Here is a 21,174-nt window from a genome sequence, read left to right as displayed (position 1 = left end):
AAAGCAAAAGGCCATCCGCAAGGGTGGCCTTTTTGCGTTGCTGCGAAAAAAACTACCGGATGCGGTAGCGCCTTATCCGGTCATACAGCAGCATCACCTACCGGGCAACACAGCGCACACAACTGTCTTTCAGACGATCTCTGATCAATCCCTGCCAGAACAATACTCAGCAGATTAAAACGCTTCACGTTGATTACAGCGATGATTTAAAAGCGTAAGGGAGGAGAGCAGGAAGAGTGGAGTACAAACCCCGGAAAAGCAAAAACCCAGCCATAGGCTGGGTTCTTTGAATAGTGGTGCCCGGACTCGGAATCGAACCAAGGACACGGGGATTTTCAATCCCCTGCTCTACCGACTGAGCTATCCGGGCAACGGGGCGCATTAAACCGTAAAGGGCCGTTGGCGTCAATGGATTTCGACGAAATAAGTGATGAAAACGCGTTAACTGCATGCTTTTCATGCAAGGCGCCTGAAAAAAGCACAGTCAGGTTAAGGCACCACCCTGACGGCACTGCGCGAAGCGCAGAATATCTTCCGCCAGTCGGTGCGCTGTATCAACATCAACCTGGCTCCGATTCACCAGCATTCGGCTCAGGCAGCCTTCCAGCACCAGCTCCATCTGCTTGGCCACCATTGCCGGGTCATCGACTTCCAGTTGCGTCAGCAGTTCGTGGCTGAAGGCATAAGCCGCCTGTTTTTGTTGGTCTGCCAGTTGATGAATCGGATGGCCTGGATCGGGATAAAAGGTACAAGCCGCGATAAACAAGCAGCCAGGATAACGCTGGTTACTGACGCAGTCCGTCAGCGCGTTGTAGCGTGCCAGCAGTTTTTGTTCAGCGGTAAGCTCGTCGTCAAGCATCAGTTGACGACGCCAGATATCCACTTGCTGACTGAGATAGCGCAGTGCGTCATAAAGCAGCGCCTCGCTATCGGGCCAGTAACGTCTCAGTTCGTCGAGTGGACGATCGATACGTTCGGCAACCATCTCAAGCGTAGTGCTGGCTATCCCTCTGATCTCAAGTAAATGCAGGGCTTCTCCCAGGACATCTTCACGTTGCACGGTGTTCTCCTTCGTTCCCAACGGTTTTTCCCGTCTAAAGTGTTGTCTACGGTTGGCGATCGCGCAAATGCGCGTTGAATGCAGCAGCATCCATAAAGCCGGTTACCCGTTGTGTCGGCTGTTCCTGCCCCTCTTTATCGAAAAAGAGGATGGTGGGCAGGCCCAGTACGTTTAAATGTTTCAACAACGCGGCATTCTGTGCACTGTTGGCGGTGACATCCGCCTGCAACAATACCGTATTGCTCAGCGCCTGTTGAACCTGTGGATCGCTGAATGTGTATTTCTCAAACTCTTTGCAGGCCACGCACCAATCGGCGTAAAGATCTAACATCACCGGCCGGCCTTTGGCTTTCGCCAGCGCCTGGGTGAGTTCTTCAACACTGCTAACCGGAGTAAAGTTCAGATGCGAGCGCTCCTGTGCGGCCGCCGTGTTGCCGAAGACCCAGTCCTGTAACGGGCGTACGCTGATTAACGCGGCGGCAAGCAGGATGATCTGCCCAAGTCGCATCCACGGCTTTTGCGCGCCAAGGCTTGTGATGAAGGCCCAGCCAAAGAAGGCTACGCCGAGCAGTGACCACAAACGCAGTCCCCACGCGTCACCAATGACGCGTTCCAGCAGGAATACCGGCAATGCGAGGATCACAAAGCCAAACGCCGTTTTAACATGCGCCATCCATGGCCCACTTTTCGGTAACAGGCGGTTGCCAAAGACAGTGACCAGAATTAGCGGTAGACCCATTCCCAGCGCATACAGATAAAGCGTCCCGCCGCCCAACAGCAGGTTACCACTTTGCGCGATGTAGAGCAGGATGGCGCTCAGTGGCGCGGTGGTGCACGGCGAGCAGATTAGCCCGGCAATTGCGCCCATCGCGAAAACGCCGCCCAGAGAGCCGCCCTGCTGGCGGTTGCTCATCAGCGTTAATCGCGTCTGTACAGACGACGGCAGTTGCAGAGAGAACGCGCCAAACATCGATAACGCCAGCAGGATAAAGACCACAGAGAGGCCAATCAGTACGTATGGATGCTGCAACGCGGCCTGGAACTGCATGCCTGCGGCGGCGACAACCAGCCCCAGGGCGGTGTAGGTGAGCGCCATTCCCTGAACGTAGATAAACGCCAGCAGCAACGCCCGCGTTGTTGAAAGACGCTGTTTACCGCCCAGAACAATGCCGGAGATAAGTGGATACATCGGCAACACACAAGGGGTGAATGCGATGCCAATACCAATCAGCAGCGCCCAGAGCGCAGAGAAGGGTAAATCCGTGCTGGCGGGAGCAGATATTTCAGCAGGCGCGGAAGTCGCCGTCACGGCGCTTAGTGGTACGGTTCTGGTTTCTGGCGGGTAGCAGAAGCCCGCGTCAGCACAGCCCTGATAAGTCACCGTCAGCGTTGCGCCCTGCGAGGCCTGGTTGATGGTGACGGGCACAGTCAGTCGTTGACGGTAAATCTCGCTCCTGCCATAAAATTCATCTTCATGCCACTGCCCGGTAGGCAGTACCAGCGGCGATGTCTGTGCCTGATTGGGCACGACTTTTATTTGCTGGCGATAGAGGTAGTAGCCCTCTTTTACCTGCCAGGTGAGGTTGAGATCCTGTTTATTCTGTTGAAAATCGAATGCGAATGCCTGATCAGCAGGAACAAAGTTAGAACGGCCGGGGGCGTCAAACAGACCGGCAAAGGCTGATGTGCTGCACAGCAGCAGGATCAGCGTAAAGATGCGTTGAGCCATGAGAGGTAATCGCTGTCTCCGTGAGTAACGGGTAGAACCAATAATTCCGGGGTTTGATACGGGTGATGAGACTTCAGGCAATCGAGCAGCGCCTGCTGATGCGTCAGAGTGGTTTTGAGAACCATCTGCACTTCGTACTCCTGCTCCAGCTTCCCTTCCCAGTAATAGAGCGATGTCGCGCCGGGAATAATTGTTGCGCATGCAGCAAGTTTTTCCGCCAGCACTTTGGCTGCTAAATCCTGGGCAGTCGCTTCATCCGGGGCAGTACAGAGAACAACAACAGCGTCGGTAGTGCTCATCATCAACCTCGTATCGGTGAAAGAGGCAACTATAGCACGGTGTGGCAGGGGGGATGAGTGAATCGGGCCGCAGGGCGGCCCGGTTTAAGGTTTTTTACTTACAGCATAATCCCGCCGAAGATGAAACCTAAGATGACGCACAAAGCGATTGCGATAACGCCAGGCACCAGGAACGCATGGTTAAAGACGTATTTACCGATACGCGTGGAACCCGTATCGTCCATTTCAACCGCCGCCAGCAGAGTTGGGTAGGTAGGCAGAACGAACAGCGCGGAAACCGCGGCAAAAGAGGCAATCGCCGTCAGCGGGGTAACACCCAGCATCAACGCGGCAGGCATCAGGGCTTTGGTGGTTGCGGCCTGAGAGTAGAGCAGAGTCGCAGCAAAGAACAGCACCACGGCCAACAACCACGGATAGTTATGCAGCAGGTCACCCGCCACTTCCTGGATATCGGTGATGTGCGCCTTGACGAAAGTATCACCCAGCCAGGCCACGCCCAGTACGCAGACACAGGCACTCATACCCGATTTAAAGGTGCTGGCGTTGAGGATTTCACCGGTATCAATTTTACAGGTAAAGCAAATCAGCGTGGCGATAGTCAGCATGAAGACCACAATCGCTTCGTTACGCGGTAGTACCGGGTTCTGAATCAGGCCGACGGTATCGCTGATCGCGGTGGCATAGAACATCACCGCCACGATACCGATCAGGAACAGCAGAACGGAGCGTTTGGCGTGCGGTTTCAGTTTGAATACCTGGCTTCCGCGCAGCTTCACTTCACCTTTTGCCAGACGTTCCTGATAAACCGGGTCATCTTTCAGTTCGCAGCCAAGGAAGTTACACACGCAGGCGGTGATCATGACGGCGATCAGCGTGACCGGAATACAGATAGCCAGCAGAGTCAGATAGCTTACGCCCATCGGCTCCAGGATACCGGCAAAGAAAACGACGGCAGCGGAGATAGGGGAAGCGGTGATCGCGATCTGTGAGGCGACAACGGCGATAGAAAGTGGACGAGATGGGCGAATACCCTGCTCCTTCGCCACTTCAGTGATAACCGGCAACGTGGAGAACGCCGTATGGCCGGTACCCGCCAGAATAGTCATAAACCAGGTGACCAGCGGCGCGAGGAACGTAATGTATTTAGGATGACGACGCAGCATACGCTCCGCCAGGCTAACGAGGTAATCCATCCCCCCCGCAACCTGCATGGCGGCGATAGCTGCAATAACCGCCATGATGATTTCAATAACGTCGAACGGGATAGCTCCCGGGTTAATTTGAAAGATAAGGGTCAGGATAAGGACGCCGAAGCCACCGGCAAAACCAATGCCGATACCGCCGAGTCTTGCTCCGAGATAGATCGCAAGCAGGACAATAACGAGCTCTGCACCAAACATAGTAGCCTTCCTTGTGTTTACAAGTTGATATTAGAATGTTGTGAGTTAGTAAATCATAGAAAACAAAAAAGGCATGTCATTGCTGACATGCCTTTTAAAACTAGACCGAAGAATTACTGTTCGCTTTCATCGGTATAACGCTTCGCTTTGTAAGCCGGATGCATCAGGTTTTGCGCAGAGAAGATGTCATCAAGCTCAGCCTCCGTCAGCAAGCCGCGCTCCAGAACGACTTCACGCACACTCTTACCGGTTTCGGCGCAAATCTTGCCTACAATATCGCCGTTGTGGTGGCCGATGAATGGGTTCAGGTAGGTCACAATCCCGATCGAGTTGTAAACGTAACCTTCGCAAACCGATTTGTTGGCAGTAATGCCGTCGATGCATTTTTCCAGCAGGTTGTAGCATGCGTTAGTCAGAATATGGATAGACTCGAACATCGCCTGGCCAATCACTGGCTCCATGACGTTCAACTGCAACTGACCCGCTTCAGAAGCCATTGTGACGGTAATATCATTGCCGATCACTTTGAAGCACACCTGGTTTACCACTTCCGGCACTACCGGGTTTACTTTCGCTGGCATAATGGATGAGCCCGCCTGCAGTTCCGGCAGGTTGATTTCGTTCAGGCCGGCGCGTGGGCCTGAAGAGAGCAGGCGCAGGTCGTTACAAATTTTGGACATCTTCACAGCCAGGCGTTTCAGTGAGCTGTGAACCATTACGTAAGCACCGCAGTCAGAGGTTGCTTCAATCAGGTCTTCCGCCGGAACGACAGCCAGGTTGCTGACTTCCGCCAGTTTCTGTACCGCCAGTTGCTGATAGCCATCCGGGGTATTCAGGCGTGTACCGATAGCCGTCGCGCCGAGGTTGACTTCCAGCAGCAATTCAGCGGTGCGCAGCAGGTTTTTCGTTTCTTCATTAAGAAGCACGTTGAACGCGTGAAATTCCTGGCCGAGGGTCATCGGCACCGCATCCTGTAACTGGGTACGACCCATCTTCAGGATGTCCTGGAACTCAACCGCTTTACGCTGGAAGCCTTCGCCTAACTGATGAATTGCATCCACCAGTTTTACAATTGAGGTGTACACCGCGATGCGGAAGCCGGTAGGGTAAGCATCGTTGGTGGACTGGCATTTGTTAACGTGGTCGTTCGGATTCAGATACTGGTATTCGCCTTTCTGATGTCCCATCAGTTCCAGGCCAATGTTCGCCAGCACTTCGTTGGTGTTCATGTTAACGGATGTGCCCGCGCCGCCCTGGTAGACGTCAATCGGGAACTGATCCATGCATTTGCCGTTATTCAGGACTTCATCACAGGCCGCAATGATCGCGTTAGCTACGCTTTTGGGAATGGTCTGGAGCTCTTTGTTTGCCAACGCAGCGGCTTTCTTCACCATCACCATGCCGCGAACAAACTCAGGGATATCACTGATTTTACTGTTGCTGATGTAGAAGTTTTCAATCGCTCTCAGAGTATGAACGCCATAGTACGCGTCCGCAGGGACTTCCCTTGTACCTAACAGGTCTTCTTCGATACGAATGTTGTTTAGCATGTGAACCTTCTTTTGCAATCTGCCAATGAATTCACCAAATACGCAGAATTTACGAGGTTATGCGTATTTTCTGGCCGACGATTATGTCCTTAATCGACCCGGTGCCCGTGATCATATGCTGATGATAGCGAATTACAGTAATCTTGATCACTTATTCTGAGGCGTTTCTTATAAGATTTATTGATTTGTGAAATGGGTCACCGCTTGACTATTGCTGACAAAAATTTCTCGACTGTCTGATTGAAAAATGACAGGACGCCTCCATCTACACAGAATATCAGGAGCAAATTTTATACGCGGATGCAATGGCATCTACGATTGACAGGAGAGGCCAGTGCGCTGGATACCATTTATTGCTATTTTTCTCTATGTTTACATAGAGATATCGATTTTTATTCAGGTCGCCCACGTTTTTGGCGTCCTGCTTACGCTGGTGCTGGTCATCTTCACTTCCGTGATTGGTATGTCGCTGGTGCGTAATCAGGGGTTTAAAAACTTCGTGCTGATGCAGCAGAAAATGGAAGCGGGCGAAAGCCCGGCGGCGGAGATGGTGAAAAGTGTTTCACTGATTCTGGCGGGTATTCTGCTGCTGTTGCCGGGGTTCTTTACCGATTTCCTCGGACTGCTGCTTCTGCTGCCGCCGGTGCAGAAACATCTGACCTTAAAACTGCTGCCGCATCTGCACTTCTCACGTATGCCGGGCGGAGGGTTCAGCGCCGGTAACGATGGCGGCAATACCTTCGATGGTGAGTATCAGCGTAAAGATGAAGAACGCGATCGTCTCGACCATAAAGACGATCGTTAATTTCTCATATCGTGGCGCGGTTTACGCGCCACTTCTTTTTGGCAGAAACAACCAGAAAACACCCAGCATCACAATGGCATACAAGCTTTTCCAGCCCACCATCGCCAGTAGTAGCAGACAAAGTAAAGCACCGATGACCGCCAGTGCCTTATAACGCCCTTTCAGCAAGCGACATCCCGCCAGCATGCAAAGCAAATAGATAAGAATGAAGATACCATTGGCGTAGACGATCAGTGCATCAAGATTAATATCCAGCCAGAAGATAGCCAGCGCGCTGACCATACAGCAGCCCAGCACGGCATTCAGCGCATTAACCGGTAACTGCCGTTTCGACAGGCGGGAGAGCGTGCTCTCCGGCTTGCTTTGTGCCTGTGTCCAGACCAGGCGGGCGAAACTTTGAATGTAGATGTTCAGACTGGCAAAGCAGGCGAGATAGCCAATAACGCAAGCTACCCACAGCGCTTTCACGCCAAAAAGCTGCACCACGATGGTGGGCAGTGACGCGGCGGCGGCAAGCTCGCTATTAAAAGCGTTGAAGTGTAAAACCACGACCGTGCAGGCCCAGTAAACCGCACCGGCGAGCAGAAGGCCAATCATCAATGCCCGAGGGAAATCGCGCTCCGGGTTTTTAAACTCTGCAGCCAGGTGGGCGAACGCCTCAAGCCCGACAAAACACCAGAACATGACGGATAGCGCTGAAAAAAGATGGGCGGGAGCGATTTGCATGATCGGTGGAAAGGGGATTTCACGCACAGCAATATCGCCAAACCACCAGATGGCAGCGATCAGCGCAACAATTAATACCGCGACCAGCGTTTGAAGGTTGGCGCTGGAGCTGGCGCCGCGTGAGCCCAGCCACCAGATGATTGCCAGTGTACCTATCTCTGCCAGTAAAAGCTGGCTGTCGTGCCAGCCAAACAGAGCCTGGCCAAACCCGGTTGCAATGTGCAGCGCGGCCGGCAGGCCAACCGGAATGACCGAGAGAAACAGCCAGCCAGTGACTCGTGCCAGGCGCGGCCCAAAAGCCATATCAACAAAGTGCGCCACGCCGCCTGCGCTGGGGAAATGACGCCCCAGAATGGCGAACACAATGGCGATGGGGAACACAAGGATAATCAGAATCGGCCATGCCCACAGGCTATCGCCTCCGGCAACCAGCGCCGCCAGCGCAGGAACGGCGAAAACACCGGTTCCCAGCAATGAAGTTGAAAGTAAACCGACACCCTGAGCCAACCCCAGCTCTTGTTTCAAACCACTCATGACCGCGTCCAGGCATTCACAAAGAAAGGGATAGTAACACAACCATTATTGGCTGAAACGCCAGCTATTTTCGCCGTTTTGGATCCGGGGCCGCCGTTTCGTACCTTCCACAATTTTTTCTTAAATTTTTTTCTACCTCCCCCTTGAAGGGGGTTGCCCCCATCCCCATCTCTCTGGTCACTAGCCGGAAAACCGATTGCGGCCCGGCGTCACCCATAACTGATAAAGACTTTCTCAAAGGAGAGCTATCAATGAGTATTCGTCCGTTACATGATCGTGTGATCGTCAAACGCAAAGAAGTTGAAACTAAATCTGCGGGCGGCATCGTTCTGACCGGTTCTGCAGCAGCAAAATCAACTCGTGGCGAAATCATCGCTGTCGGTAAGGGTCGCATCCTGGAAAACGGGAATGTGCAGCCGCTGGACGTTAAAGTTGGTGACATCGTTATTTTCAACGATGGCTACGGCGTGAAATCTGAGAAGATCGACAACGAAGAAGTGTTGATCATGTCCGAAAGCGACATTCTGGCAATTGTTGAAGCGTAATCCGCGAACGACACTGAACATACGAATTTAAGGAATAAAGATAATGGCAGCTAAAGACGTAAAATTCGGTAACGACGCTCGTGTGAAAATGCTGCGCGGCGTAAACGTACTGGCAGACGCAGTTAAAGTAACCCTGGGCCCGAAAGGCCGTAACGTGGTTCTCGACAAATCCTTCGGTGCGCCGACCATCACTAAAGATGGTGTTTCTGTCGCGCGTGAAATCGAACTGGAAGACAAATTCGAAAACATGGGCGCGCAGATGGTGAAAGAAGTTGCCTCTAAAGCGAATGACGCTGCAGGCGACGGCACCACCACCGCGACCGTACTGGCTCAATCCATCATCACTGAAGGCCTGAAAGCTGTTGCTGCGGGCATGAACCCGATGGATCTGAAACGTGGTATCGACAAAGCAGTTACTGCGGCTGTTGAAGAGCTGAAAACGCTGTCTGTACCGTGCTCTGATTCCAAAGCTATCGCTCAGGTAGGCACCATCTCCGCTAACTCCGACGAAACCGTGGGTAAACTGATCGCTGAAGCGATGGATAAAGTCGGTAAAGAAGGCGTTATCACCGTTGAAGATGGCACCGGCCTGGAAGACGAGCTGGACGTGGTTGAAGGTATGCAGTTCGACCGCGGCTATCTGTCCCCGTACTTCATCAACAAACCGGAAACCGGTGCTGTTGAACTGGAAAGCCCGTTCATCCTGCTGGCTGACAAAAAAATCTCCAACATCCGCGAAATGCTGCCAGTTCTGGAAGCCGTTGCGAAAGCAGGCAAACCGCTGGTCATCATCGCTGAAGACGTGGAAGGCGAAGCGCTGGCGACGCTGGTGGTTAACACCATGCGCGGCATCGTGAAAGTAGCTGCTGTTAAAGCACCGGGCTTCGGCGACCGTCGTAAAGCTATGCTGCAGGACATCGCAACCCTGACTGGCGGTACCGTTATCTCTGAAGAGATCGGTATGGAGCTGGAAAAAACCACGCTGGAAGATCTGGGTCAGGCAAAACGCGTTGTTATCAACAAAGACACCACCACCATCATCGATGGCGTGGGTGAAGAATCTGCAATTCAGGGCCGTGTTACTCAGATCCGTAAACAGATCGAAGAAGCAACCTCTGACTACGATCGCGAAAAACTGCAGGAACGCGTTGCTAAACTGGCAGGCGGCGTTGCAGTTATCAAAGTCGGTGCCGCTACCGAAGTTGAAATGAAAGAGAAAAAAGCACGCGTTGACGATGCCCTGCACGCGACCCGTGCGGCGGTAGAAGAAGGCGTGGTTGCTGGTGGTGGTGTAGCGCTGGTTCGCGTTGCAGCGAAACTGAGCGCCCTGCGCGGCCAGAACGAAGATCAGAACGTGGGTATCAAAGTTGCGCTGCGCGCAATGGAAGCTCCTCTGCGTCAGATCGTTCTGAACTGCGGTGAAGAACCGTCTGTTGTCGCGAACGCAGTTAAAGCGGGTGAAGGTAACTACGGTTACAACGCCGCAACTGAAGAATACGGCAACATGATCGACTTCGGTATCCTGGACCCAACGAAAGTGACTCGTTCTGCTCTGCAGTACGCGGCATCCGTTGCTGGCCTGATGATCACCACCGAGTGCATGGTGACCGACCTGCCGAAAAGCGATGCGCCTGACTTAGGTGCTGCTGGTGGTATGGGTGGCATGGGTGGTATGGGCGGCATGATGTAATCGTGCGCTATACCCCATAGCAACAAAGAAACCCCTGGTCAGTAATGACCGGGGGTTTTTCTTTTGGTCATCTTTTTAGTATAAGATTTACACGCGGACGACGTGCGTCCAGCTCATTGATTGTGGGGAATAACATGCAGGTAAAATATTTAGCAGGGATCGTTGGCGCGGCGTTGCTGTTAGCAGGCTGTAGCACCAGCAATGAATTAAGCGCCGGTGGGCAGAATGTTCGTTTTGTTGAAGATAAACCGGGCGCAGAATGCCAGCTTTTAGGTACCGCTACAGGTCAACAGGGGAACTGGCTTTCTGGCCAGACCGGCGAAGAGGGCGGCTCGATGCGCGGTGCGGCGAATGCCCTGCGTAATCATGCAGCAGAGATGGGCGGCAACGTGATTTACGGTGTGAGTAGCCCAACCCAGGGGATGCTCTCAAGCTTTGTGCCGACCGATACCGAAATGAACGGCCAGGTTTATAAGTGCCCGAATTGATTTTGATGGTGCGGTAAGCCGGATGACGCTGTACTAGCCCGGCATACCGCCCGTAGGTCTGGAAGGCGTAATCGCCATCCGGAGTCGTTATTTTACCGACTGTACATGCAAATGGTGCAACGCCCGCAGACACTGCTCCTGGCTTAGTTGCTGCCCTTTATTCGCTGATAACGTTCTGACGTAAACCTGGCACGGTGTCCCTGTCAGTTTTTTCAGGCGTGGGCTAAAGTCGAGCAGACGGCGGGAAATTGCCTGCGCTTCTTTACTGCCGGATGGTGTACGCGTTTTCACGATGCTGCCGCTGAAACACTCTTTGCCATCTTTATCATTAAAGCGATAAAGCACCGCCAGATAATGGCTGAAAAGGTCGTGTTTCCATTGTGGCTGATTGTAGAAATCATATTCCAGATTGTCTTTTTCCTGACAATCCGCATCGTATAGCGGCAGGAAGTCCAGTAACGAAGAAATGCGTAATGCCAGTTCTCTCATTCCAGCGTTATTAATGGCGTGAATAATTGCTTTGACCAGAAGATCAATTTGTAGCTCATTAATAGTTAATTCGACGCTTTTGCCATTGTGCAATTTTAACGTAATCGTTAATTCATCTTCGCCATTGTGGGTAAGTTCCAGTTCATCGACGCGAAAGCTTATATCGGCATGGCGCAATTCCTCTTCCTGAAGCGCAGGAATATCTTCCAGCATCTTCTTACCGGTTTTATCACGCGCTTTTTCATATTTCTTTAATTCGTTGCCCTGCCGCATATGCAGCGCTGCGAGGCGACTTTCAAGAGCGATGAGCAGGTCTCTGAGGGGCAGTGCAGGGAAGAAGTAAAGAGACTCTTTGTCTTTTTGCTCTTTGATTTTAAAAGCCAATGCGACGAATGAATCTCCTTTACGAATGACTCCGGTATTAACACTTTTAATACGTAATGCCATATTGGTTCTCCATAACCATATTTCTGATATATGTATTATTAAAAATAATTGATGTGTTTTATTAATTGAGCGCTTGTCAGATGGGAAAGTAAAATATCACAGATGTCAGTGATGTCCAGAAAATCTCTATGGATATTATTATCTGTTTTGCGAATGTTTTTTTGGGGAAGAATAATGCCCCCTTGTAAGAGGGCATCGAAATTAATGCTGGCGAAGCTGCAGATCCAGAGGTGTTTTGCTTGGCTCACCGCCAATTTCACGCGCCAGTTTAGGCACCATATAACCGGAAATCAGCGTCAATAGCTCACGCATGATGGCGCGCGCGTCGTCATCGCTCACCAGAAAGTGAGCTGCGCCCTGTACTTTATCGAGTACGTGCAGGTAATAAGGCATAACGCCGGCATCAAAGAGCGCATTACTGAGCTCTGCGAGGGTTTGAGCACTATCGTTCACGCCGCGCAGCAGCACACTTTGGTTTAACAGCGTCACGCCCGCCTGGCGTAAACGCGCCATCGCAGCACGAAACTCATCGTCTATCTCTCTGGCGTGGTTGATGTGATTTACCAGCAGAATTTGCAGCCGACTTTGCGCAAAGCGCGTAACCAGCGCATCGGTGATGCGTGCCGGAATAACGATTGGTAAGCGACTATGAATGCGCAGACGCTTAACATGCGGAAGGGCTTCAAGGTGCGTTATCAACCACTCCAGCTCGTGATCTTTCGCCATCAGCGGGTCGCCACCGGAGAAAATAATTTCATCCAGCTCCGGATGCTGCGCGATATAGTCGAGCGCTGCCTGCCAGTTGCGCTTGTTACCCTGGTTTTCAGCATACGGGAAATGGCGACGGAAGCAGTAACGACAGTTCACCGCGCAGCCGCCTTTAACCAGCAGTAACGCCCGATTGCGGTATTTATGCAACAGCCCTGGCACTACGCTGTGCTGCTCTTCCAGTGGGTCGGTCGAGAAACCGGGGGCGGTGATAAACTCATCCTGCGCGGTTAAAACCTGACGCAACAGCGGGTCATCCGGGTTGCCTTTTTCCATGCGGGCGATGAATGCACGGGGAACGCGGAGTGGGAAAAGGCGTTTTGCTTCCCGACCTGCGAGCAATTTTTCATCAGCGTCTACATTTAAAAGACGTAATAGTTCATCCGGATCGGTCACAACATCGGCAAGTTGCGATAACCAATCTTCTCTGGATGGGGTGTTTAGGGTTACAATATGCGCCATTTTGTGGCTTAGCTACCATTTCACAATTTCAGAGGGCCTTATGGCGACTTACTATAGCAACGATTTTCGTGCTGGTCTTAAAATCATGTTGGACGGCGAACCTTATGCGGTTGAAGCCAGTGAATTTGTTAAACCAGGTAAAGGTCAGGCGTTCGCGCGCGTTAAACTGCGCCGTCTGCTGACCGGTACCCGTGTTGAGAAAACCTTCAAGTCTACTGACTCCGCTGAAGGCGCAGATGTTGTCGATATGAACCTGACTTACCTGTACAACGACGGTGAGTTCTGGCACTTCATGAACAACGAAACCTTCGAGCAGTTGTCTGCTGATGAAAAAGCGATTGGCGACAACGCTAAATGGCTGCTGGATCAGGCTGAATGCATCGTGACCCTGTGGAACGGTCAGCCTATCTCCGTTACTCCGCCGAACTTCGTCGAACTGGAAATCGTTGAAACCGATCCAGGTCTGAAAGGCGACACCGCAGGTACTGGCGGTAAGCCGGCGACTCTGTCCACTGGCGCAGTGGTTAAAGTTCCGCTGTTCGTTCAGATTGGCGAAGTGATCAAAGTGGATACCCGCTCTGGCGAGTATGTATCCCGCGTGAAGTAATCCATGTTATAAATGGATAAATGATGGCGCAGCACGCCGCTGCGCCTGAACAATTCAGGCAAGGATGATGACTCGTACTGTTAAAGCTCTACTTCTGTTGATTATCGCCAGCGCATTGCTTTCCGGGTGCAATACCACGCGTGGTGTTGGTGAAGACATCAAAGATCTCGGTAGCATCATTTCAAACGCTGCCAGCTAATCCTTCATAATTCTTAAATCGTTCTCCTTTTCCGCCACGGCGCGGGATTTTGTCTATGCTTAACAAGCTACATGCATAAAACATTGACCATTAAAGGACGACATGATGATTAAGAAAACAATTGCAGCGTTTTTTACCGTGGTAGTGCTTTCATCCGTGCTGACGGCGTGTAACACGACGCGTGGCGTTGGAGAGGATATTTCTGATGGTGGCAATGCGATTTCCGGTGCGGCCACCAAAGCTCAGCAGTAATTTACGCACTTAAACGGTACGGTAATCTCTCCGTACCGTTTTCACATTTGCCGCGCACACTTTCGATTGATAAAATATCCGCTCACATAGCCTTACGGGACGACCCGTAAGCGCCTCTTTCACCGGGGACGGCCCCATTTTTCTGGAGCCTGTTATGTCCTGGATTATTCTTCTTATTGCCGGTTTACTTGAAGTGGTGTGGGCCGTCGGCCTGAAATATACCCACGGATTCAGCCGCCTGACGCCAAGCGTTATCACCATTGCCGCGATGATTGTCAGTATGGCGTTGCTCTCATGGGCGATGAAAAGCCTGCCGGTCGGCACGGCTTACGCTGTCTGGACTGGCATTGGCGCGGTGGGCGCCGCCATTACCGGTATTCTTCTACTCGGCGAATCAGCAAGTCCGATGCGTCTGGCAAGCCTGGGGTTGATTGTCGCAGGGATTATTGGCCTGAAACTTAGCACCCATTAAAGGGGTTGTTTGACCCAAATTAGCTTACTGATATCAAACCCCTGCCGGGTCGCGACGTCCAGCATCTGTTGTTTCATCTCATCGGAAATGGTGGGGGTGCGTGAGAGTATCCACAGGTAGTCGCGGTCTGGCCCACAAACCAGGGCGTGACGATACGCTTTATCAAGCGCAATGACGTTGTAGCCGCCGTAGAACGGGCCGAAGAAAGACACTTTTAAGGCAGCGCGACTCGGATCGCCTGTGAAATACGCTTTTCCTTCGGCCTTCTGCCATATTCCCCGATCCGGGTTATAGCCTTTGTTGGTGACGTTTAACCCGCCGTCATCACGTAGTCGGTATGTTGCCGTGACCTGCTCGAGCCCACTTTCAAAACGGTGATCAAAGCGGGCGATTTCATACCAGGTTCCCAGGAAGCGGTTAGCGTCAAAACCGGTAATGACGGTGACGCCTTTCGGCGGCGTTGGAGAACTACAGGCCACCACCAGGAATGCCGCGGTGACAGCGGCGACAACGGGCAGAATGCGCATAAAAGTTTCCTTACTGTTTTTTTGTTAAGTGTAGATGACAGCAGGAAAAGCGAGAGGGAATGGCCTGTCGAAACAGGCCGGATATCACTTATTTCAATGAATTCAGAATTTGAAACGCCGCAGCCACGCGGGCCGGGTTGGGGTAGTTTTTATTTGCCAGCATGACGATGCCGAGTTCTTTCTCAGGAATAAAGGCGACGTAGCTGCCGAATCCACCCGTTGCACCGGTTTTATGTACCCAGGATGCGCGCACTACTGGTGTGGGTGGCGTAATGGCTTTTACCGGCAGTGCGGCGAGGGCGACTTTGCTATCGCTACCATCAATTATGGTTTTCGGATCTACCGGCCAGTTCAGCATCTCCCAGCCCAGCCCCTGATACATCTCGCCAATCTGCCAGTAGCGAGACTGCGCCAGCTCAATACCCTGTTGCAGCGTTTTCTCTTTGATTTCGCTGGCATTCATATTGACCTGCACCCAGTGCGCCATATCCTCAATACTGGATTTTACGCCATAAGCTTCGGCGTCCAGTTGGCCTGGCGAGACGTGCACGGCTTTCCCGTCGCGATATCCCCAGGCGTAGTGTTTCTGTTCTGCGGGCGGGACGGTTAGCCACGTATGGGTGAGCTTGAGCGGCTGCAACACGCGCTCGGTCATGGCCTTCTCAAAGCTCAGCCCGGACGGTTTCACCGCCATCGCGCCAAATAACCCAATGCTGGCGTTGGCATATAAGCGATGCGTTCCCGGCGCCCATTCCGGCTGCCAGTTTTGATAGTAGCGGCGCAGTTCAGCATCCGTCGTGACCTCGTCAGGTACCTGCAGCGGTAATCCGCCAGCGGTGTAAGTCGCGAGATGCAGTAACGTAATACCCTGCCACTGTTTACCGGTCAGCTCTGGCCAGTATTTTGTTGCCGGGTCGTTCAGGCTAATCTCTCCACGCGCAATAGCATCGCCACCCAGAACGCCTGTGAATGTTTTACTGACCGACCCCAGTTCGAACAGCGTCTGTTGTGTCACAGGCTGCTTTTTTGCAACGTCCGCTTCACCCCAGGTAAAATAATAAGGTTTACCCTGATAGATGACCGCAACAGCCATGCCGGGGATTGCCTGCTCTTTGATGAGCGGCGTAATCGTGCGGTTAACAATATCGGTTAACTGTTGTTCAGTGTGGGAGGCGGCAAATGCAGTGCAGGTTGCGCCGAGCAGCGTGATACAGAGAATCTTCTTGAACATGACCTGGCTTCCATACAAAACGGCCCGCCAGTGGCGGGCCGGATTAACATTGAGACTTCATCAGAGGGTGACGACACCAATCAGCGTCACCACCGTCAGAATAGCAGCCAGGCCGTAGAAAACCCACTTTCCGCTGGGAACGTGAATTTTCAGATCGTGCATTGCGTGGTGAATACGGTGTAAACCGCACCACAGCGGTAGCACAATCATCAGGAACAGAAATGCGCGGCCAATAAAGCTTTGTGCAAAGGCCAGTACGCGTTCATAGCTTAATGCATCGCCCGGAAACAGCCCCAGCGGCAGCATGATGCCGACCAGCAGGACGATCACCGGCGCGACGATTGCGCCCCACATCCCACCTGCGCCAAACAGGCCCCAGAATACCGGTTCGTCAGAACGTTTTGGATTTGGATTAATCACCTGGGCCTCCTTACCAGAACAGCGCTACAAACAGCACAACTACGGTGACGATAGCTGTCACCACCCAGAGCCCTTTGATGATCGGCTCCGGCCCCATTTTTGCGTCTTTCACGATAATATTGGCGGCTTTCGGCGCCAGCTCAAACCAGGTTTTGGTATGCAGCAGCGCGCCCGCGAGGGTGATAATGTTGAGGATCACCACAATTGGGTTTTGCAGAAAACCGACAAAACTGGCCCAGGACTCAGGCCCATGTTTCAGGGAAAACAGGCCGCAAATGAGCACGATGCTGAACCAGACAACAGTAACCGCCGTTCCTTCACGCAGCATATAGAAGCGATAAAACGGCAGATTTTTCCACCAGGTGGACGGCATCGGCCGCACATAGGGTTTGCGTTTAGTCGTCATAATGCACTCCTTAGCGTGGTTTCAGGGTAGCGATAAGAAAGTCTTTCGAACTTTCAACTTTACCCTGTTGAATGGCGGCTGCCGGGTCGACGTGTTTTGGACACACTTCGGAGCAGTAACCGACGAAGGTACAGCTCCAGACGCCATTCTGGCCGTTAAGCTGCGTCATACGCTCTTTCTTTCCATGGTCGCGGCTGTCTTCGTTATAGCGATGTGCAAGCGTAATTGCCGCCGGGCCGATAAACTCAGGGTTCAGACCGAACTGCGGGCAGGCGGCGTAGCACAGGCCACAGTTGATGCAGCCGGAGAACTGATGATACTTCGCCATCTGCGCAGGGGTCTGGTTATTCGGGCCCTGATCCGGCGTGCGCGGATTGCCAATGATGTACGGCTTAATGGCTTCCAGGCTCTCGATAAAGTGGGTCATATCGACCACCAGATCGCGCTCAATCGGGAAATTGCCCAGCGCTTCGACCTTGATGCCTTTGGTGTAATCACGCAGGAAGGTTTTGCAGGCCAGCTTCGGCACCTTGTTGACCATCATGCCGCAGGAACCGCAGATCGCCATACGGCAAGACCAGCGGTAGCTGAGATCCGGCGCCAGGTTATCTTTGATGTAGCCCAACGCATCCAGCAGCGAGGTGGTTTCATCATAAGGTACTTCATAAAATTCGCTGTGCGGCGCGGAGTCCACTTCCGGGTTGTAGCGCACCACTTCGATTTTCAGGTTATGCATCTCAGCCATTCGCTTTCTCCTTTTTATCGGCTGCTTCAGCTTCGCCGCCGTAGACACGTTTAGCTGGCGGCAGCGTTGTGATTTTCACATCGCTGTAGTCCAGACGCGTGGTGCCGTCGGCATCGCGGAAAGCAAGCGTATGCTTGAGGAAGTTGACGTCGTCACGCTCGGTGCAGCCTTCGTCCAGACGCTGATGCGCGCCGCGAGACTCTTTACGCGCCATGGCGGAGTGCGCCATACATTCGGCAACGTTCAGACCGTGGCCCAGCTCAATGGTGTAGAGCAGGTCAGTGTTGAACACGCTGGAGGTATCGGTGATGCGCACGCGTTTGAAGCGTTCCTGGAGTTCGGCCAGCTTATCGATGGTTTTCTGCATCAGCTCCGGTGTACGGTAGATGCCACAACCTTCTTCCATCGACAGACCCATTTCGTCGCGGATCTTCGACCAGTTTTCGCTGCCTTCCTGATTCACCAGCCCTTTCAGGCGGCTTTCAACGTCGGCAACCTGGGCGTCCAGCGCGGCGCTATTGGCTTCACCTGCCGTTGCGGCGCGTTCCATTGCCTGTTCGCCCGCCATGCGGCCAAAGACCACCAGTTCTGCCAGCGAGTTGGAACCCAGACGGTTCGCGCCGTGCAGGCCAACAGATGAGCATTCACCGACGGCGAACAGACCTTTGATACGGGTTTCACACTGCTGATCGGTTTCGATGCCGCCCATGGTGTAGTGCGCGGTTGGACGAACCGGAATCGGTTCTTTCACCGGATCAACGCCGACATAGGCTTTCGCCAGTTCGCAAATGAATGGCAGACGTTCGAGCAGTTTTTTCTCACCCAGGTGACGCAGATCGAGGTAAACCACATCGCCGCGCGGCGTGGAGATGGTGTTGCCTTTGCGCCACTCGTGCCAGAAGGCCTGAGAAACTTTGTCGCGCGGGCCCAGTTCCATATATTTGTTTTTCGGCTCGCCCAGCGGGGTTTCCGGGCCCATGCCGTAATCCTGCAAATAGCGATAGCCATTTTTGTTGACCAGAATACCGCCTTCACCGCGGCAGCCTTCGGTCATCAGGATGCCGGAACCCGGCAGGCCGGTTGGGTGATACTGAACAAATTCCATATCACGCAGCGGAATACCATGGCTGAGCGCCATACCCATTCCGTCGCCAGTAACGATGCCGCCGTTGGTGTTGTAGCGATAGACGCGGCCTGCGCCGCCAGTCGCCATCACTACCGCATTGGCACGAATTTGCACCAGCGTGCCTTCCATCATATTCATCGCTACCAGGCCGCGAGCCTGGCCGTCGTCCACGAGAATATCGAGGACGAAATGCTCATCGAAGCGTTGAATTTGTGGGAATTGCAGAGAAGTCTGGAAGAGGGTGTGGAGCATGTGGAAGCCGGTTTTATCGGCGGCGAACCAGGTGCGTTCGATTTTCATTCCACCGAAGCGGCGCACGTTAACGCTACCGTCCGGACGACGGCTCCACGGGCAGCCCCATTGCTCCAGTTGCGTCATTTCCGTTGGGCAATGATGGACGAAGTAGTCCACGACATCCTGTTCACAGAGCCAGTCGCCGCCGGCTACGGTATCGTGAAAATGGTATTCAAAGCTATCGTGATCCTGCGCGACGGCAGCGGAGCCACCTTCAGCCGCAACGGTGTGGCTGCGCATCGGGTAAACTTTTGATATTAAAGCTATTTTTGCATTTGGATTAGCCTGCGCTGCGGCGATGGCCGCTCGTAGACCAGCTCCGCCAGCGCCTATAATGGCAAGATCGGCTTGAAAGGTTTGCACGACATTCCTCCAGATTATTGTTATTCCGCAACAGCGTTAACCAAAAGGTAGTTCACCCTGTTATGGCTTGCTATGACGGAAACGTTTCCACTGCTCCTTTATGGGTAAAACAGTATACCCGCAGAAACCTGAGGGAAATTTGATGTGTTCGATTATTTTTGAGTCTGAACGCCCTGAATCATCACTAATTTTGATTAATTTAATTACTAAACTACCCCCAGCTACTCCCTTACGCCAACTCACCAGGCTAATAATTTCCGCACAAAATTTGTCTCGTAGACGGGTTACGAGTAGACTTCGTGCCCTTGTCTGAAACTGGAGAAAGTACCATGAGCGAGACGGCAACCTGGCAGCCGAGCGCATCCATCCCAAACCTGTTAAAACGCGCGGCTGTGATGACGGAAATCCGTCGTTTCTTTGCCGATCGCGGTGTGCTGGAGGTGGAAACGCCCTGTATGAGCCAGGCAACGGTAACTGATGTGCATCTGGTACCGTTTGAAACTCGCTTTGTGGGGCCGGGTCATTCTCAGGGGGTGAATCTCTACCTGATGACCAGCCCGGAATACCATATGAAGCGTCTGCTGGCTGCAGGCTGCGGCCCGGTATTCCAGCTTTGCAGAAGTTTCCGTAATGAAGAAATGGGACGTCATCACAACCCGGAATTTACCATGCTGGAGTGGTATCGCCCGCATTTTGATATGTATCGACTTATCAACGAGGTGGATGATTTACTGCAGCAGGTACTGGAGTGCCAGCCGGCGGAAAGTCTCTCTTATCAGCAGGCGTTTCAGCGCCATCTGGAAATTGACCCGCTTTCAGCCGATAAAACGCTGCTGCGAGAAGTCGCGGCGAAGCTGGATCTCAGCAACGTCGCTGATGAAGAAGAAGATCGGGATACCCTGTTACAGTTGCTGTTTGCCTTCGGCGTAGAGCCGCACATCGGCAAAGATCGCCCAACCTTCGTTTACCACTTCCCGGCAAGCCAGGCATCTCTGGCGCAGATCAGCACGGAAGATCACCGTGTAGCAGAGCGTTTCGAGGTGTACTTCAAAGGCATGGAGCTGGCGAACGGTTTCCACGAGCTGACTGACGCGCGTGAACAGCAGCAGCGTTTCGAGCAGGATAACCGCAAGCGTGCTGCGCGCGGTCTGCCGCAGCAGCCTATCGATCAGAATTTGCTGGACGCTTTAGCTGCAGGTCTGCCTGATTGTTCCGGTGTGGCGCTCGGCGTCGATCGTCTGGTGATGCTGGCGCTGGATGCGGAGCAAATTGCCGACGTTATCGCCTTTACGGTCGATCGCGCCTGATATCTTCGCGCGGCTAATATTGATGAAATATAGCTGCGCGTTATTTAAAACAATCGTAATATTCACCTCGCTTAGATAATGTAGCTATCCCACCTCTTTTTTGCAGTTTTTCATTCGTTATCCGCCAGTATTGTCACAATAATAATCTGGTTTTTTGCTACTATCCGCGCTTTCGTCCCTGCCAGTCGGCGTGGGATAACGTTATTTGCGTTATGACTCTTTTTGGAACGGCA

At 52.8% G+C, this 21,174-nt stretch carries 23 protein-coding genes and 1 tRNA gene; 9 read left to right on the top strand and 15 right to left on the bottom strand.

What is annotated here, in order from left to right; translation table 11 throughout:
• Positions 1-294: 294 nt before the first annotated feature.
• From VSR74_RS19845 to aspA, 6 genes are all read right to left on the bottom strand, one after another.
• Positions 295-370, bottom strand: a tRNA-Phe gene (locus tag VSR74_RS19845).
• 114 nt (positions 371-484) lie between these two features.
• The gene (locus VSR74_RS19840; RefSeq protein WP_347796284.1) at positions 485-1,060 is read right to left on the bottom strand and encodes a transcriptional regulator; all 576 of its coding nucleotides are present in this window, start codon (positions 1,058-1,060) and stop codon (positions 485-487) included.
• A gap of 46 nt (positions 1,061-1,106) precedes the next feature.
• On the bottom strand, positions 1,107-2,789 hold the full coding sequence (locus VSR74_RS19835) for a protein-disulfide reductase DsbD (RefSeq protein WP_347796283.1): 1,683 nt from the start codon (positions 2,787-2,789) through the stop codon (positions 1,107-1,109).
• The gene (gene cutA, locus VSR74_RS19830) at positions 2,765-3,088 is read right to left on the bottom strand and encodes a divalent cation tolerance protein CutA (RefSeq protein WP_347796287.1); all 324 of its coding nucleotides are present in this window, start codon (positions 3,086-3,088) and stop codon (positions 2,765-2,767) included. Before cutA ends, VSR74_RS19835 begins: the two co-directional genes overlap by 25 nt.
• Before the next feature lie 98 nt (positions 3,089-3,186).
• Positions 3,187-4,488, bottom strand: coding sequence for an anaerobic C4-dicarboxylate transporter (locus VSR74_RS19825; RefSeq protein ID WP_149465086.1), 1,302 nt, complete (start codon positions 4,486-4,488; stop codon positions 3,187-3,189).
• Positions 4,489-4,601: 113 nt separating this feature from the next.
• A complete protein-coding gene (gene aspA, locus VSR74_RS19820; protein WP_347796282.1) occupies positions 4,602-6,038 on the bottom strand; it encodes an aspartate ammonia-lyase in 1,437 nt (478 codons plus the stop codon).
• Positions 6,039-6,372: 334 nt separating this feature from the next.
• On the opposite strand from aspA, the gene VSR74_RS19815 reads away from it, so the two are divergent.
• The gene (locus VSR74_RS19815; protein WP_347796281.1) at positions 6,373-6,843 is read left to right on the top strand and encodes an FxsA family protein; all 471 of its coding nucleotides are present in this window, start codon (positions 6,373-6,375) and stop codon (positions 6,841-6,843) included.
• Between the two features lie 21 nt (positions 6,844-6,864).
• On the opposite strand, the gene yjeH is transcribed toward VSR74_RS19815, so the two are convergent.
• Positions 6,865-8,103 carry an L-methionine/branched-chain amino acid transporter gene (gene yjeH / locus VSR74_RS19810; protein ID WP_347796280.1) on the bottom strand — a complete coding sequence of 413 codons (1,239 nt, stop codon included), beginning with the start codon at positions 8,101-8,103 and terminating at the stop codon, positions 6,865-6,867.
• A 251-nt stretch (positions 8,104-8,354) separates the two neighbouring features.
• Here yjeH and VSR74_RS19805 point away from each other — a divergent pair, with 251 nt between their 5' ends.
• The 3 genes from VSR74_RS19805 to VSR74_RS19795 all read left to right on the top strand — a co-directional run bounded on the left by VSR74_RS19805 (position 8,355) and on the right by VSR74_RS19795 (position 10,826).
• Complete coding sequence (locus tag VSR74_RS19805; RefSeq protein ID WP_032616151.1) at positions 8,355-8,648, top strand: co-chaperone GroES; 294 nt, start codon at positions 8,355-8,357, stop codon at positions 8,646-8,648.
• A gap of 43 nt (positions 8,649-8,691) precedes the next feature.
• Positions 8,692-10,338 (top strand): chaperonin GroEL, encoded by a 1,647-nt coding sequence (gene groL / locus VSR74_RS19800; RefSeq protein WP_347796279.1) that lies wholly within the window; start codon positions 8,692-8,694, stop codon positions 10,336-10,338.
• Between the two features lie 134 nt (positions 10,339-10,472).
• Positions 10,473-10,826 (top strand): DUF4156 domain-containing protein, encoded by a 354-nt coding sequence (locus VSR74_RS19795; protein ID WP_347796278.1) that lies wholly within the window; start codon positions 10,473-10,475, stop codon positions 10,824-10,826.
• An 87-nt stretch (positions 10,827-10,913) separates the two neighbouring features.
• Here VSR74_RS19795 and yjeJ read toward each other — a convergent pair whose 3' ends face one another.
• Together yjeJ and epmB are read right to left on the bottom strand one after the other, a co-directional pair.
• Complete coding sequence (gene yjeJ, locus VSR74_RS19790; RefSeq protein WP_347796277.1) at positions 10,914-11,762, bottom strand: YjeJ family protein; 849 nt, start codon at positions 11,760-11,762, stop codon at positions 10,914-10,916.
• A 201-nt stretch (positions 11,763-11,963) separates the two neighbouring features.
• A complete protein-coding gene (epmB, locus tag VSR74_RS19785; protein ID WP_347796276.1) occupies positions 11,964-12,992 on the bottom strand; it encodes an EF-P beta-lysylation protein EpmB in 1,029 nt (342 codons plus the stop codon).
• Between the two features lie 40 nt (positions 12,993-13,032).
• On the opposite strand from epmB, the gene efp reads away from it, so the two are divergent.
• From efp to sugE, 4 genes are all read left to right on the top strand, one after another.
• On the top strand, positions 13,033-13,599 hold the full coding sequence (efp, locus tag VSR74_RS19780; RefSeq protein WP_149465080.1) for an elongation factor P: 567 nt from the start codon (positions 13,033-13,035) through the stop codon (positions 13,597-13,599).
• Between the two features lie 67 nt (positions 13,600-13,666).
• The gene (locus VSR74_RS19775; RefSeq protein ID WP_347796286.1) at positions 13,667-13,798 is read left to right on the top strand and encodes an entericidin A/B family lipoprotein; all 132 of its coding nucleotides are present in this window, start codon (positions 13,667-13,669) and stop codon (positions 13,796-13,798) included.
• Positions 13,799-13,903: 105 nt separating this feature from the next.
• Positions 13,904-14,050 carry a lipoprotein toxin entericidin B gene (gene ecnB / locus VSR74_RS19770; protein ID WP_015966233.1) on the top strand — a complete coding sequence of 49 codons (147 nt, stop codon included), beginning with the start codon at positions 13,904-13,906 and terminating at the stop codon, positions 14,048-14,050.
• Positions 14,051-14,204: 154 nt separating this feature from the next.
• Positions 14,205-14,522, top strand: a complete 318-nt coding sequence (sugE, locus tag VSR74_RS19765) for a quaternary ammonium compound efflux SMR transporter SugE (RefSeq protein WP_015966232.1) — start codon at positions 14,205-14,207, stop codon at positions 14,520-14,522.
• Here the strand turns inward: sugE and VSR74_RS19760 are convergent.
• The 6 genes from VSR74_RS19760 to frdA form a co-directional block, all read right to left on the bottom strand.
• Positions 14,519-15,049 (bottom strand): lipocalin family protein, encoded by a 531-nt coding sequence (locus VSR74_RS19760; protein ID WP_347796275.1) that lies wholly within the window; start codon positions 15,047-15,049, stop codon positions 14,519-14,521. The two genes, sugE and VSR74_RS19760, sit on opposite strands and share 4 nt — an antisense overlap.
• Positions 15,050-15,137: 88 nt before the next feature.
• Entirely contained in the window at positions 15,138-16,280 is a 1,143-nt protein-coding gene (ampC, locus tag VSR74_RS19755; protein WP_347796274.1) for a CMY2/MIR/ACT/EC family class C beta-lactamase, read from the bottom strand.
• Between the two features lie 60 nt (positions 16,281-16,340).
• Entirely contained in the window at positions 16,341-16,700 is a 360-nt protein-coding gene (gene frdD, locus VSR74_RS19750; protein WP_347796273.1) for a fumarate reductase subunit FrdD, read from the bottom strand.
• Positions 16,701-16,710: 10 nt separating this feature from the next.
• Complete coding sequence (frdC, locus tag VSR74_RS19745) at positions 16,711-17,106, bottom strand: fumarate reductase subunit FrdC (RefSeq protein WP_347796272.1); 396 nt, start codon at positions 17,104-17,106, stop codon at positions 16,711-16,713.
• A gap of 10 nt (positions 17,107-17,116) precedes the next feature.
• Positions 17,117-17,851, bottom strand: a complete 735-nt coding sequence (gene frdB, locus VSR74_RS19740; protein WP_347796271.1) for a fumarate reductase iron-sulfur protein — start codon at positions 17,849-17,851, stop codon at positions 17,117-17,119.
• Positions 17,844-19,634, bottom strand: coding sequence for a fumarate reductase (quinol) flavoprotein subunit (gene frdA, locus VSR74_RS19735; protein ID WP_347796270.1), 1,791 nt, complete (start codon positions 19,632-19,634; stop codon positions 17,844-17,846). Before frdA ends, frdB begins: the two co-directional genes overlap by 8 nt.
• A 329-nt stretch (positions 19,635-19,963) precedes the next feature.
• On the opposite strand from frdA, the gene epmA reads away from it, so the two are divergent.
• Positions 19,964-20,941, top strand: a complete 978-nt coding sequence (epmA, locus tag VSR74_RS19730; protein WP_347796269.1) for an elongation factor P--(R)-beta-lysine ligase — start codon at positions 19,964-19,966, stop codon at positions 20,939-20,941.
• The last annotated feature ends 233 nt before the right edge of the window (positions 20,942-21,174 follow it).

It is taken from the genome of Pseudocitrobacter cyperus, from assembly GCF_039889165.1.
GTDB classification, from domain to species: domain Bacteria; phylum Pseudomonadota; class Gammaproteobacteria; order Enterobacterales; family Enterobacteriaceae; genus Pseudocitrobacter; species Pseudocitrobacter cyperus.
Note: the sequence above shows the minus strand (reverse complement) of the source record. Positions and strands in the feature narration are given on the sequence as shown.